General features: G+C 69.0%; 12 protein-coding genes. 10 read left to right on the plus strand and 2 right to left on the minus strand.

The window, feature by feature from the left end:
- The first annotated feature begins 9 nt into the window (after positions 1 to 9).
- From EPL03_RS02515 to EPL03_RS02535, 5 genes are all read left to right on the plus strand, one after another.
- Positions 10 to 945, plus strand: coding sequence for a hypothetical protein (locus EPL03_RS02515; RefSeq protein ID WP_210424885.1), 936 nt, complete (start codon positions 10 to 12; stop codon positions 943 to 945).
- Entirely contained in the window at positions 942 to 2,645 is a 1,704-nt protein-coding gene (locus EPL03_RS02520) for a pyrroloquinoline quinone-dependent dehydrogenase (RefSeq protein WP_135827761.1), read from the plus strand. The genes EPL03_RS02515 and EPL03_RS02520 overlap by 4 nt, the downstream gene beginning before the upstream one ends.
- 199 nt (positions 2,646 to 2,844) lie before the next feature.
- Positions 2,845 to 3,273: a 30S ribosomal protein S12 gene (locus EPL03_RS02525; protein ID WP_135827762.1), complete on the plus strand. Its 429-nt coding sequence runs from the start codon at positions 2,845 to 2,847 to the stop codon at positions 3,271 to 3,273.
- A gap of 2 nt (positions 3,274 to 3,275) precedes the next feature.
- The gene (locus tag EPL03_RS02530) at positions 3,276 to 3,893 is read left to right on the plus strand and encodes a 30S ribosomal protein S7 (RefSeq protein WP_135827763.1); all 618 of its coding nucleotides are present in this window, start codon (positions 3,276 to 3,278) and stop codon (positions 3,891 to 3,893) included.
- A 98-nt stretch (positions 3,894 to 3,991) separates the two neighbouring features.
- Complete coding sequence (locus tag EPL03_RS02535) at positions 3,992 to 5,389, plus strand: PQQ-dependent sugar dehydrogenase (protein ID WP_135827764.1); 1,398 nt, start codon at positions 3,992 to 3,994, stop codon at positions 5,387 to 5,389.
- Between the two features lie 59 nt (positions 5,390 to 5,448).
- Here the strand turns inward: EPL03_RS02535 and EPL03_RS02540 are convergent, their stop codons facing one another.
- Positions 5,449 to 5,775 (minus strand): cupin domain-containing protein, encoded by a 327-nt coding sequence (locus EPL03_RS02540; RefSeq protein ID WP_135827765.1) that lies wholly within the window; start codon positions 5,773 to 5,775, stop codon positions 5,449 to 5,451.
- An 814-nt stretch (positions 5,776 to 6,589) separates the two neighbouring features.
- Positions 6,590 to 7,363 (minus strand): DUF5781 family protein, encoded by a 774-nt coding sequence (locus EPL03_RS02545; RefSeq protein ID WP_135827766.1) that lies wholly within the window; start codon positions 7,361 to 7,363, stop codon positions 6,590 to 6,592.
- A gap of 234 nt (positions 7,364 to 7,597) precedes the next feature.
- On the opposite strand from EPL03_RS02545, the gene EPL03_RS02550 reads away from it, so the two are divergent.
- The 5 genes from EPL03_RS02550 to rpsJ all read left to right on the plus strand — a co-directional run bounded on the left by EPL03_RS02550 (position 7,598) and on the right by rpsJ (position 13,122).
- Positions 7,598 to 9,784 carry an elongation factor EF-2 gene (locus tag EPL03_RS02550; RefSeq protein WP_135827767.1) on the plus strand — a complete coding sequence of 729 codons (2,187 nt, stop codon included), beginning with the start codon at positions 7,598 to 7,600 and terminating at the stop codon, positions 9,782 to 9,784.
- A 140-nt stretch (positions 9,785 to 9,924) separates the two neighbouring features.
- Positions 9,925 to 10,464, plus strand: a complete 540-nt coding sequence (locus EPL03_RS02555; protein ID WP_135827768.1) for an amino acid-binding protein — start codon at positions 9,925 to 9,927, stop codon at positions 10,462 to 10,464.
- Complete coding sequence (locus EPL03_RS02560) at positions 10,461 to 11,405, plus strand: homoserine dehydrogenase (RefSeq protein WP_135827769.1); 945 nt, start codon at positions 10,461 to 10,463, stop codon at positions 11,403 to 11,405. Before EPL03_RS02555 ends, EPL03_RS02560 begins: the two co-directional genes overlap by 4 nt.
- 139 nt (positions 11,406 to 11,544) lie before the next feature.
- Complete coding sequence (gene tuf, locus EPL03_RS02565; RefSeq protein ID WP_135827770.1) at positions 11,545 to 12,810, plus strand: translation elongation factor EF-1 subunit alpha; 1,266 nt, start codon at positions 11,545 to 11,547, stop codon at positions 12,808 to 12,810.
- Between the two features lie 3 nt (positions 12,811 to 12,813).
- Positions 12,814 to 13,122 (plus strand): 30S ribosomal protein S10, encoded by a 309-nt coding sequence (gene rpsJ, locus EPL03_RS02570; RefSeq protein ID WP_135827771.1) that lies wholly within the window; start codon positions 12,814 to 12,816, stop codon positions 13,120 to 13,122.
- The last annotated feature ends 182 nt before the right edge of the window (positions 13,123 to 13,304 follow it).

A 13,304-nucleotide genomic window follows, 5' to 3' on the forward strand; every position in this document is an offset into this window, starting at 1 on the left:
CCCGTGGGGATGGGAATGGATATCAATCGCACACGACAGACGGACGAGCTTCCGGACGTCGACGAGCGCGACCGGCGAAACTTCCTGAAGGTACTGGGCGTGACGGGGAGCGTCGGGGCCGCGAGCGAGCTCTCGCTGGCCGACCTCCGCGGGGCGGTCGGCGCGGAGTCCGGGGAGCTGGCGACGATGGGCGAGGCCATCCGCGCGGACCTCGCTGGCGGGCTCGACGCCGGCCGGCTCGACGCCGCAGTGGCCGGCATCGAGGCGGCCGCCGCCGAACTGCCCGCGGTCCGGGCGGCCGGATTTCCGGCCGAGCCGACGAGCGCGTACGGGGAGCTGACCGAACCGGCGTGGGACGCCTACCACCACCTCGCGGAGGTGGGGCTGTTCGCGTCGGCCGAGCGCCACCTGCCGGAGTTCACGCCCGAACACGTCCGCGCGACCGCCGCCGAACTCGTCCGGGCCGAACCCGCCATCGCGGCGCTGGCCGAGGTCGGACTCGACGAGCGCGAGCGAACCGCGGTGGTCGTCGACGCGGTCACCGAGAACCACCGGCTCGGCCAGTGGGTGTCGACCGCCAGCCTGCCGGCCGACCCGGAGGGGTACGACCCGTCGAACGTCGCACCGCTCCACCAGCGCGCGCTCGGCGGCGCGTTGCTCTGGATAGACGAACTCGACCACCACCTCTGGCAGCGCGAGGCCGTGCTGACGGAGGCCCACCTCGACCGGGCGACGTGGGACGTCAAGCGGATGCTCGGCGGGGCGTACCTGCTCGTCACGGCGGCGGCGGACCTCGCCGGCCCGGAGGAGCTGTCCGACAGTCAACTCACCGCCGCGCTCGCCGGCGGGTCGGCGGTCGCCATTCGGGGGCAGGAGGCGCTGGCCGAGGACGTGTTCCGCGTCTCGGACGCCGACCGCGCGGCCGTGGGAGGTGAGTCTGCGTGAGTACCGACCGACCCCACGCCAGAGTCCGGCGCACCGACGAGGGAACGGTCGTCGAGTACCTCGCCGACGGGCCGACGACGGTCCGCCAGAGCGACCAGCAGATTCCGGAACTCGACGTGACCCAGGAGATGCTGCTCGACGCCGGCGACGACCCCGAGAGCTGGCTGATGTACGGTCACGGCTACGCCCAGCAGCGGTTCACGACCGCCGACGTCGTCGGCCCCGACACCGTCGGCGAGCTCTCGCTGGCGTACACCGTCGAGACCGAGGAGTCGGGCCACCACGAGGGGACGCCCGTGGTCGTGCCCTCCGACCCGCCGGTCATGTACCAGACCAACGGCCCCGGCGTGTTGCGCGCGATAAACGCCCGGTCGGGCGAGGTCATCTGGACCTACCGGTACGCGCCAGACGACAACAACCCCGACCAGCGGCCCGCCATCTACTGTTGCGGGTCGAACAATCGCGGGGTCGCCGTGCTGGGCGACAGGGTGTACATGACGACGCTCGACGCCAGTCTCGTCGCCATCGACCGCTACACCGGCGAACAGCAGTGGTGGTACGACTCCGCGCCCACCGGCGAGGGGTATTCGGCGACGTGGGCACCCGTGATATACGACGGCTACATCCTCAACGGGAGCGCGGGCGGCGAGTACGGCGTTCGCGGGTTCATCGAGGCCATCGACGTCGAGTCGGGCGAGCGCGCGTGGCGGACGTGGATGACGCCCGAGGACCAGTGGATAGGTGACTCGTGGCGCAACGGCGCGGCCACCAACTGGATGACCATCACGGTCGACCCCGACGAGGACCTGCTGTACGCCAACGTCGGCAACCCCGGTCCCGACGTCAACGCCGCGGTCCGACCCGGCCCGAACGTCTACTCGGACTCGGTCGTCGCGCTCGACACCGCCTCGGGCGAGGTCGAGTGGTACTTCCAGGAGGTGGCCCACGACTGGTGGGACTGGGACGCCTCCACGCCGCCGGTGCTGTTCGAGGACGAGGTCGACGGGGAGAGCCGCCAGCTCGTCACTCACCCGGGCAAGACCGGCTGGAACTACCTGCTCGACGCCGGCGACGGGAAGCTCTACGAGCGCAGCCGGGAGTTCTGCCAGCACCTCAACATGTGGGCGCTGCCCCAGGAGACCCTCGAGGAGACGCCGTGGATAATGCCGTCGGCCGACGGCGGTTCGGAGTGGAATCCGTCGTCGTACAGCCCCGAGACGGGCTACCTCTACGTGAAGTCGATGAACTACCCGAGCAAGTTCCAGTGGGACGAGGTCGGCGAGTGGGAGTACCCCTCGACGTATCTGGGCGGGAGCTTCACCGTCTACCCGGAGATGGACGACCCCGGCGAGGCTCCCGTCGAGTGGAACCAGCAGCAGGCCGTCTTCTCGGCGGTCGACCCGGTGAGCGGCGAGGTGGCCTGGCAGGAGTTCTGGCCCGAGTTCGCGATGGGCGGCTCGATGAGCACCGCGACCGGGCTCACCTTCACCGGCAACGGGGCCGGCGAGTTCGTCGCGTTCGACTCGGCCACCGGCGACCGGCTGTGGAGCCACCAGTTCGACGCCTCGGTCAACGCCAGTCCGATGAGCTGGTACGACCCGGCCGAGGGCACGCAGTACGTCGCGGTTCAGGCCGGCGGGGGCGGCCTGCGCTCGGTCCAGGAGGGCAACACCATCGCGGTGTTCTCGCTGTCCGAGTAGCGCGGGCTCGCCGACCCCGCGGCGCGGGGACGCGCCCCCGCGAGCGACTCTACCGACCGGACCGGGGCTAAGCGGCGCACAGAACGCGTGGCCGAGACGCGCTCAGATTCCATAATCCGCCCCTATCGCGTCGTCTGCGCCCGTTTCGACCGCTCGAAAGAGGGAGGCTTAAGTAGCTCCGACGGGTAGGCCACGCCATATGGCGAACGGCAAGTACGCGGCTCGCAAGCTGAAGAAGGACCGCCAGAACCACCGGTGGTCCGACTCCGACTACGCCCGACGCGAGCGCGGCCTCGAGGAGAAGTCCGACCCCCTCGAAGGCGCGCCTCAGGGCCGTGGCATCGTCCTCGAAAAAGTTGGCATCGAGGCCAAACAGCCCAACTCGGCCATCCGGAAGTGCGTCCGGGTCCAGCTCATCAAGAACGGCAAGCAGGTCACCGCGTTCTGTCCCGGCGACGGCGCGATCTCCTTTATCGACGAGCACGACGAGGTGACCATCGCGGGCATCGGCGGTGCGAAGGGCCGCGCGATGGGCGACCTCGGTGGCGTCAACTACAAGGTCGAGAAGGTCAACGGCGTGTCGCTCATCGAACTGGTCCGCGGGAACGCCGAAAAGCCGGTGCGATAACCATGGCGGTCGAAGACCAGCCCGACCCCGACAAACCGGCGGGCACGGACGAAGACGGAGCCGCCTCGGCGAAGCTGTTCGGCGAGTGGGACGTCACCGACGTCCAGTACGAGGACCCCTCGACCGAGCGCTACATCACGGTCACCCCGGTCGCCCACACCATGGGCCGACACGCGGGCAAGCAGTTCAAGAAGAGCGAGGTCTCCATCGTCGAGCGCCTCGTCAACCGGCTGATGCAGACCGAGGACAACACGGGCAAGAAACAGCAGGCGCTCCGCATCACGCGCGAGGCGTTCGAGACGATTCACGACCGCACCGACGAGAACCCGGTGCAGATTCTCGTGACCGCCGTCGAGAACGCGGCCCCGCGCGAGGAGACCGTCCGCCTGAAGTACGGCGGCATCTCGGTGCCGAAGGCGGTCGACGTCGCGCCCCAGCGCCGGGTCGACCAGGCGCTGAAGTTCATCGCCGAGGGCGTGCACAGCGCCTCGTTCAAGACCTCGACCGACGCCGCCGACGCGCTGGCCGACCAGCTCGTCGGCGCGGCCGACTACGACGTTCAGACGTACGCGGTCAACCAGAAAGAGGAGAAAGAGCGCGTCGCGGCCGCCGCTCGCTGATCCCGATTCTCTCCGCGTTTCTCGCCCGCGTCGCCTCGGCCGACCGTCGCTCGCGACGAACCAGCATCTTTTAGGTCAGCCTAAACATCGTCGGCCGTATGGACGAGACGTCGACGCGGCGGGCGTTGCTCGCCGCCGCCGGCACGGTCGCGGTCGCCGGCTGTACGGGACGCGTCGCCGAGGAATCGACCACGAGCGCGGCCGACTCGACCGCGGCCGAAACCGTCGGGACCACTACGGCCGACGACGCGACCGAGACGCCCGAGTACGAGTTCGACCTCGCTCACGACGAGACAGCGTGGGAGCGCTACGACCCCGACTGGTCGGGCCGGACCACCCCGCCCGTCCCGGTCGACCTCGAACCGGAGGTGCTGGTCGAGAACCTCGAAATTCCGTGGGACCTGTCGTTCGCGCCGACCGGGGAGCTGTTCATCACCGAGCGCACCGGCCGCATCCTGCGGTTCGAGTCGGGCGAGGTGAGCGAGGTGACCGCGCCGGGCGGCGTCCTCGATGCCGAAGCGATGCCCACCGACGTCGACGAGCGGACGTGGTTCATCGAGGGCGGCGAGGGTGGCATGCTCGGGGTCGCGGTCCACCCGGCGTACCCCGACGCGCCGTACGTCTACGCCTACTACACCACTCAACCGGACGGCGAACCCAAGACCAACCGCGTGGTCAGGTTCGACGTGAGCGCCGCCGACCCCGCCGCCACCGAGCAGGTGCTCGTCGACGGGATTCCGGGCGACGCCATCCACAACGGCGGCCGCATCGCGTTCGGCCCGGCGAACTACCTCTGGGTGACGGTCGGCGACGCGGGCGAGAAGCAACTCGCGCAGGACCCCGACGCGCTCCCCGGGAGCGTCCTCCGACTGACGCCCGGGGGCGACCCGCATCCCGACAACCCCGACGCGGGCGACCCCCGGGTGTTCACCTACGGCCACCGCAACCCGCAGGGCGTCACGTGGCTTCCGGACGCCCGGCCCGTCGTCACCGAGCACGGCCCGAGCGGCCGCGACGAGACCAACCTCCTCCGGCCCGGCCACAACTACGGCTGGCCCGAGGTGCGGACTGCCGAGGAGTACGCGGCCGACGACGAGTACGCCCATCCGCTGACCAACACCGGCGAGGAGTCGTGGGGCATCTGTGGCTGTACCTTCTACACCGGCGACCGGGTGCCCGAGTGGACGAACCGGCTCGTGGTCGGGACGCTCATCGGGATGCACGTCAACGTCGTGACGCTCGACCGCGAGGGCGAGCAGCCGCCCCGCGACGACGGCGCGGAGGCGTTCGCCGCCGACTGGTACGACGACGCGCTCGCGGCGACCTCCCACCGAACGCTCGACGACGCGTTGGGCCGGGTCCGCCACGTCGAGCAGGGACCGGACGGCTACCTCTACGCCATCACGTCGAATCGGGACGGCCGGCCCACGGCCGACGAGCCGTTCCCCAGGGAGCGCGACGACGTGCTGGTCCGGTTGACGCCGGCGGACGAATAGTCAGTGCCGGCCCGCTCCGCGACTCGGCTCGTGGCTCCTCGCGGCGGTTCCGACGCCGCTTACTCGCCGGCGGCCCCGACGAGGACGAACCGACTCTCGGCGTCGCCGTTGTGAATCTGGCGGGTCGCGTCGGCCGGGATGCGGACGGCGTCGCCTGCCGACAGGGCTACGTCCTCGCCCTCGACGGTCACGGTGGCCGACCCCTCGACGAGGACGTACACCTCCTCCTGGCCGTCGTCGGCGTGGTCGTGTTCCATCCCGGTCCAGCCCGGGTCGGCCTCCAGCACGGACACGCCGGCGTTCTCGCAGTCGAGCGGGTCCCGAAGGAAGTGCAGTCCGTCGCCGACCGGTTCCACGTCCTCGTAGTCGACCTTGGTGTAGGACATCGACCGGGAGTTGGGACGCGACCGTGTTAAGCCTCCCGTCGGGTCGCGTTCGGATACCGCCGGTTCGGGTGACGGTCCGTTCTCGAACGCCCTCTGCGTGCTCTGGAACGACGCTAGAACCGCAACCACAGTCTCGAACGCCCTCTGCGTGCTCTCCGACAGCAGAACAGCAACTGTATCCGCGAAAGCCCTCGGCGCGCTCTCAAATAACAGAATTGCAATTAACTCTTCGAAAGCCCTCGGCGCGCTCGCGGTCGCTCCCCAGGATATTCGCGGCTCTTCACACCGCCCGCCGCGAATAGTTGCCTGCGGAGACGACCACGCGTTGCGCGAGCCCGCCTCGCCCTTTCAGTCCACCAAGGGCATCCGCACCGCAACCGCACCCGTACCGCGACGGCGGGCCTCACCCCTCCCCAGCCTCGGGGCGCACGAGCGCGCCCCTCCCTCGCGCGCTTGGGCGCGACCACTTGCGGGTCGCGCCAGCGCGCGCCGACCGTGGAACATCGAGTCAGTTCACCCCGACCTCGGAAGGTCGTCCCGTTCCGCCTCGCGTGACAGAGTTCTCTCCCGTCTCTGAACACTACCTTCCCTCGCGGTCACAGTTTCAAGTGACTGGCGTCTGCGAGTCCCGGCCCGCCATGGACGAAGCGCTCGAAGCCGTGGACCTCGTCGCGGACTTCGGTCTCGAAGGCATCGTGACGTGGCCGTTCCGACTCGTCGGGCTGGTCGTCCCCGTCGGCGTCGGGCTCCGGCTGTTCACCGACGTCGGGGCGCGTTTCTTCCCGGACGTCGGACTCCGGTCGAGCGGCCAGCGTCAGTCGGCCGCCCGCTGGCCGCCGCCGACCGCGTACTCCCGGGTGGCCTCGACCAGCGCCCGGCGGTACTCGCTCTCGTCGGGGTCCGGGCCGAGCGACGCGAACCGGCGCTTGAACGCCGCGAGGTCGACCTCGCGCGCGTCGTTGGCGGCCGCGTGCGCGAGGTCGTACAGTCGGTGGTCCGACCCCACGAGGTCGTGGCGCTCGACCAGCGCCAGCGCGAACGCGGCGTTGACCGCCGTCATCTCCGGGTCGGCCGTGCCGGTGAGGCGCAGGCCCTCCCGCGCCCGGGTCGGGTCGTCCTCGTCGCGCGGGGGCCGGTCGGCCACCGCCCGCGCGAGCTCGGATTCGAGGAAGGCGACGAGTTTGTCGGTCGGGCCGACCCGGAGGGTGATGTCGTCGGCGTAGATGTCCTTCATGTGGTTGGCGATCTGGTAGCAGTGGGTGACCCGGCGGCGCTCGACCGACTCGCCCGGGAGCGCGAGGAACAGGACCTCCTCGATGGACTGGGTGTGGGAGGGATGGGCCTGCTCGTGGCGGGCCATGTGGGCGAACTCGTGGAGCGCGAGTTCGCGGGCCATCGCGCTGGTGGCGGCCTGCCGGGAGATGTTCAGGACGTGTCGGCCCTCCGGGTGGGCGGTCCACGTCCGCTCGTCGGGGCTGTCCCGGACGTGGACGTGGACGGGGCGGTCGAGGTCGTGGCCGGTCTCGAACAGGTCCCGAGCCCGGAGAAACGGCGCGGGCGGACTCGGCCCGTGGACGCGAACCTCCATGGCTACCACTAACAGACCTCGGCGGATATGACTCTTGCGCTGGAGGAAGTCGGGGCGACACGACCGGTTCGTATCGGGAACAACCGGACGAAAGCAACGCTCGTCGGGCGAGGCGTCGCGTCGCGCCGGGCGGGGAATCCCCGCGCCGCCCGTGATGTCGACCGTCACTCGCTCACACGCTCGCTCGCGGCGAAACACTACGCTTTTCAACTTCCTTCGGGTAGGAAACCCATAATGGGTAGACGAAAGAAGATCGTCGAACAGTGCGAGCGACTGATGGACGAACCGAAGAACATTCGGAACATCGCCATCGCCGCACACGTCGACCACGGCAAGACGACGCTGACGGACAACCTTCTCGCCGGCGCGGGCATGATCGCCGACCAGGGCGAAGCCACGCAGCTGATGATGGACACCGAGGAGGACGAACAGGAACGGGGCATCACCATCGACGCCGCGAACGTCTCGATGACCCACGAGTACGAGGACACCGACCACCTCATCAACCTCATCGACACGCCGGGCCACGTCGACTTCGGCGGCGACGTGACCCGCGCGATGCGGGCCGTCGACGGCGCGCTCGTGGTCGTGGACGCGGTCGAGGGCGCGATGCCCCAGACCGAGACCGTCCTCCGGCAGGCGCTCCGGGAGGGCGTCAAGCCCGCGCTGTTCATCAACAAGGTCGACCGGCTCATTAGCGAGCTCCAGGAGGGCCCCGAGGAGATGCAGCGCCGCCTGCTCAACGTCATCGACGACGTGAACGAGCTCATCCGGGGCATGACCGAGGAGATGGACGACGTCGAGGACTGGACCGTCTCGGTCGAGGACGGGACGGTCGGGTTCGGCTCCGCGCTCTACAAGTGGGGCGTCTCGATGCCGTCGATGCAACGCACCGGGATGGACTTCGGCGACATCATGGAGCTCGAACGCGCCGACAAGCGGGTGGAGCTCCACGAGCGCACGCCCCTCTCGGACGTGGTGCTGGACATGGTCTGTGAACACTTCCCGGACCCCATCGAGGCCCAGCCCCGTCGCATCCCGCGCATCTGGCGCGGTGACGCCGATTCGGAGCTGGCGGAGGACATGCAGCTGGTCAACGAGGAGGGCGAGGTCGTGCTGATGGTGACCGACATCGGCATCGACCCCCACGCCGGCGAGATCGCGGCCGGCCGGGTGTTCTCGGGCACCATCGAGAAGGGCCAGGAGCTGTACGTCTCGGGCACGGCCGGCAAGAACCGGGTCCAGAGCGTCGGCATCTACATGGGCGGCGAGCGCGAGGAGGTCGACCGCGTCCCCGCAGGGAACATCGCCGCCGTCACCGGCCTGAAGGACGCCATCGCGGGCTCGACCGTCTCCAGCGAGGAGATGACGCCGTTCGAGTCCATCGAGCACATCTCCGAGCCGGTCATCACCAAGTCCGTGGAGGCCAAGAACATGGACGACCTGCCGAAGCTCATCGAGACGCTTCGCCAGCAGTCCAAGGAGGACCCCACGATTCAGATCGAGATCAACGAGGACACCGGCGAGCACCTCATCTCCGGACAGGGCGAACTCCACCTCGAGGTCATCACCCAGCGCATCGAGCGCAACCAGGGCATCCCGGTCAACACCGGCGAACCCATCGTCGTCTATCGGGAGGCCATCCAGCAGGCGACCGACACCATCGAGGGCATCTCGCCGAACCGCCACAACCGGTTCTACATCGAGGCCCAGCCCCTCGACCAGGAAATCGTCGACAAGCTGGCGCTCGGCGAGGTCAGCATGGACATGCCCGAACAGGAGCGCCGCGAGGCGCTCCAGGAGGCGGGCATGGACAAAGACACCAGCCAGAACGTCGAACACATCCACGGTCGCAACATCCTCATCGACGACACGAAGGGGATTCAGCACCTCAACGAGACGATGGAACTCGTCGTCGAGGGGCTCCAGGAAGCGCTCGACGACGGCCCGCTCGCGGCCGAACCCGTGCAGGGCGTGTTGCTCCGGCTCAACGACGCGCGGCTCCACGAGGACACCATCCATCGCGGTCCGGCGCAGGTCATCCCCGCGGTCCGGAACGCGGTCCACAACGCCCTCGCCATGGGCGAGGTCCGACTGATGGAGCCGATGCAGGACGTCCGCATCGACGTGCCCAACGACCACATGGGCGCGGCCTCGGGCGAGATTCAGGGTCGGCGCGGCCGCGTCGACGACATGTACCAGGAGGGCGACCTCATGGTCGTGGAAGGCATCGCGCCGGTCGACGAGATGATCGGCTTCTCGTCGGACATCCGGAGCGCCACCGAGGGCCGCGCGTCGTGGAACACCGAGAACGCCGGCTTCGAGGTCATGGCCGACAACCTCCAGCGCGACAAGATTATGGAGATTCGCGAGCGCAAGGGCATGAAGCTCGAACTGCCCGAGGCCATCGACTACTTCTGAGTTCGCGGCCTCGTCGCTCCCCGATTCTCCGCGGCTCGTTCGGGGCGGCCGACACGTCACCGCCGTAGCGTCCGGCGTTCGTCGGCCAGTATTGCGAGCGCCTGAAACCTTATGCTCGCAGGGCTGCGAAAAGAGAGGCGATGAGCGACGACGCCAGCGCCACTCCCCGGGCCTACACGGTCCGACTCGAACTGGTGGACGAACCGGGCGAGCTCCTGCGCGCGCTCGAACCCATCGCCGACAACGGCGGGAACCTGCTGTCTATCCTCCACGAGCGCGGGTCGCTCACACCACGGGGACACATTCCGGTCGAGGTCGACCTCGAATGTCCGCCCGACCGATTCGACGTCATCGTGTCGGCGCTCCGGGACGCGGGCGTCAACGTCATCCAGGCCGGGGCCGAGCGCTACGGCGAGGAGGTGACGGTGCTGGTGGTGGGCCACGTCGTCGAGACCGACCTCTCGGAGACGCTCTCGGCGGTCGAGTCGAACGCCGACGCGAGCGTGGCCGACCTGTCGCTGTCCGCGCCCGGCGGCACCAGCGACGTGTCCAGCGCGCGCCTCCGACTGGCGACCGAGGCGGGCAAGACCGGCGAGGTCCTCGCGGCGGTCCGCGAGGTTGCCGACCGGAAGGACCTCCGCGTGGTCGAACCCCTGACCGAACTGGAGGGGAGCAAATGAAGCTGGCAGTCCTCGGCGCGGGCGCGGTCGGGCGGTCGGTCGCGGAGCTGGCGGGCGAGTACGGCCACGAGGTCACCGCGCTGGCGGACTCGACCAGCGCCGTCGTCGACCCGGACGGTATCGACGTGGCGGCGGCGCTCGCGCTGAAAGACGAGTCGGGGCGCGTCGGCTCGGCCACAGCCGCGGAGGCGCTCGACGCCGAGTACGACGCGCTCGTCGAGGCGACGCCCACGACGCTCGGCGACGCCGAACCCGGATTCGGCCACGTCCGGACCGCGCTCGAGCGTGACCGCCACGTCGTGCTGGCCAACAAGGGGCCGGTCGCCGAGCGGTACGAAGACCTCCGTGCGGCCGAGCGCGACAGCGACGGCCGGGTCCGATTCGAGGCCACGGTCGGCGGCGCGATTCCGGTGCTGTCGACCGTCGAGAGCTACGGGCCCGAGACCATCACCGCCGCGCGGGGCGTACTCAACGGGACCGCCAACTTCGTGCTCTCGCGGATGGCGGCCGAGGGGCTGGGCTACGAGCAGGTGCTGGGCGAGGCCCAGGACCTCGGCGTGGCCGAGGCCGACCCCTCGTTCGACGTGAACGGCACCGACGCGGCCCTCAAGTGCGCCATCCTCGCCAACGTCCTGCACGACGGCGGCTACTCGCTCGACGACGCCGAGGTCGAGGGCATCGCGGACCTGCCGGGCAACGCGCTCGACCTCGCGGCCGAGGACGGCCGGACCGTTCGGCTCATCGGCGAGGCGACTTCCGCCGGGGTCCGGGTCGGACCCCGCCTCGTCCCCGAGAACGGGACGCTGGCGGTGTCGGGCACGCGCAACATCGTCCAACTGGAGACCGACCACGCCGGACGGCTCAACCTCAGCGGCCGGGGAGCCGGCGGACCGGAGACTGCGACCGCCGTGCTCGCGGACGTGAACCGACTCGCGGAGTGACGCCGCGACCGGCTCGATCGTGCGATACCGTACCAATAACCGCAAGAGGGCGACGGGTCGCCCAGCACTGCGTATCGAAATGGTTTTAACCGCTTCTGCCAAAAGATACCGACACAGCGCGTCTGCGCGTGAGATACAAATGAGCGACGAACGACACCAGAACCTGGCCATCATCGGCCACGTCGACCACGGTAAGAGTACGCTCGTGGGCCGACTCCTCTACGAGACGGGGAGCGTACCCGAGCACGTCATCGAACAGCACAAAGAAGAGGCCGAAGAGAAGGGCAAGGGCGGCTTCGAGTTCGCCTACGTGATGGACAACCTCGCCGAGGAGCGCGAGCGCGGGGTCACCATCGACATCGCCCACCAGGAGTTCTCCACCGACGAGTACGACTTCACCATCGTCGACTGTCCCGGCCACCGCGACTTCGTGAAGAACATGATCACGGGCGCGAGTCAGGCCGACAACGCGGTCCTCGTCGTCGCGGCCGACGACGGCGTCGCGCCCCAGACACAGGAGCACGTCTTCCTCGCGCGGACGCTGGGCATCAACGAGCTCATCGTCGGCGTCAACAAGATGGACCTCGTCGACTACGAGGAGTCCAGCTACAAGGAAGTCGTCGCCGAGGTCGAGGACCTGCTCAAGCAGGTTCAGTTCAACACCGAGGACGCCAGCTTCATCCCCATCTCGGCGTTCGAGGGCGACAACGTCGCCGAGGAGTCCGAGAACACGGGCTGGTACGACGGCGAGATTCTGCTCGAAGCCCTCAACGGCCTCGAAGAGCCCGAGCCGCCGACCGACGCCGACCTCCGGATGCCCATCCAGGACGTGTACACGATTTCGGGCATCGGGACCGTCGCGGTCGGTCGCGTCGAGACCGGACTGCTCGAAACCGGCGCGAACGTCTCGTTCCAGCCGTCCGACGTGAGCGGCGAGGTCAAGTCCATCGAGATGCACCACGAGGAGATTCCCCAGGCCGAGCCCGGCGACAACGTCGGTACCAACGTCCGGGGCATCGGCAAGGACGACATCCGCCGCGGTGACGTCTGTGGCCCGGCCGACGACCCGCCGAGCGTCGCCGAGACGTTCGAGGCCCAGATCGTCGTGATGCAGCACCCGAGCGTCATCACCGACGGTTACACGCCGGTCTTCCACGCCCACACGGCGCAGGTGGCGTGTACCATCGAGTCCATCGACGCGAAGATAGACCCGTCGTCGGGCGAGGTCGCCGAGAAGGACCCCGACTTCATCCAGTCGGGCGACGCCGCGAAGGTGACCGTCCGACCGCAAAAGCCCCTCTCCATCGAGCCGGCGTCCGAGATTTCCGAGCTCGGTAGCTTCGCCGTCCGCGACATGGGCCAGACCATCGCGGCCGGCCAGGTCCTCAGCGTCAACGAGCGATAACGCATGCAGCAAGCACGCGTCCGACTGGCGGGAACCAGTCCCGAGGACTTAGACGACATCTCGGACGAGATTCGCGAGATCGCGAGCAAGACGGGCGTCTCGCTGTCGGGGCCCATCCCGCTGCCGACCAAGACGCTGGAGGTTCCCACCCGCAAGTCCCCAGACGGCGAGGGGACCGCGACGTGGGAGCACTGGGAGATGCGCGTCCACAAGCGTCTCATCGACATCGACGCCGACGAACGCGCGCTCCGCCAACTCATGCGCATCCAGGTCCCGAACGACGTCTCCATCGAGATCGTCCTCGAGGACTGAGCGTCACCGCCGACGGACGACCCGCGTCCCTCGGCGTCGAACGCGGCCGAGGCCGTTCTCCGTTTCTCTCGCCGAACAGCCGCGCAGGCGCGACTCCCCTGTCTTTTTGACCGTGCCGCCCGAACAGCCGGGCGTGCAACCGCCGACGAACCCGGTCCGGCGGCGCGGCTGCCCGACACGTA

It is taken from the genome of Halorussus halobius, from assembly GCF_004765805.1.
GTDB lineage: Archaea > Halobacteriota > Halobacteria > Halobacteriales > Haladaptataceae > Halorussus > Halorussus halobius.

Coding starts and splice junctions, on each gene's coding strand:
- EPL03_RS02555 (WP_135827768.1), top strand. CDS start 9,925: ATGAGCGACGACGCCAGCGCCACTCCCCGGGCCTACACGGTCCGACTC.
- EPL03_RS02560 (WP_135827769.1), top strand. CDS start 10,461: ATGAAGCTGGCAGTCCTCGGCGCGGGCGCGGTCGGGCGGTCGGTCGCG.
- EPL03_RS02530 (WP_135827763.1), top strand. CDS start 3,276: ATGGCGGTCGAAGACCAGCCCGACCCCGACAAACCGGCGGGCACGGAC.
- EPL03_RS02535 (WP_135827764.1), top strand. CDS start 3,992: ATGGACGAGACGTCGACGCGGCGGGCGTTGCTCGCCGCCGCCGGCACG.
- EPL03_RS02550 (WP_135827767.1), top strand. CDS start 7,598: ATGGGTAGACGAAAGAAGATCGTCGAACAGTGCGAGCGACTGATGGAC.
- rpsJ (WP_135827771.1), top strand. CDS start 12,814: ATGCAGCAAGCACGCGTCCGACTGGCGGGAACCAGTCCCGAGGACTTA.
- EPL03_RS02525 (WP_135827762.1), top strand. CDS start 2,845: ATGGCGAACGGCAAGTACGCGGCTCGCAAGCTGAAGAAGGACCGCCAG.
- EPL03_RS02540 (WP_135827765.1), bottom strand. CDS start 5,775: ATGTCCTACACCAAGGTCGACTACGAGGACGTGGAACCGGTCGGCGAC.
- tuf (WP_135827770.1), top strand. CDS start 11,545: ATGAGCGACGAACGACACCAGAACCTGGCCATCATCGGCCACGTCGAC.
- EPL03_RS02545 (WP_135827766.1), bottom strand. CDS start 7,363: ATGGAGGTTCGCGTCCACGGGCCGAGTCCGCCCGCGCCGTTTCTCCGG.
- EPL03_RS02515 (WP_210424885.1), top strand. CDS start 10: ATGGGAATGGATATCAATCGCACACGACAGACGGACGAGCTTCCGGAC.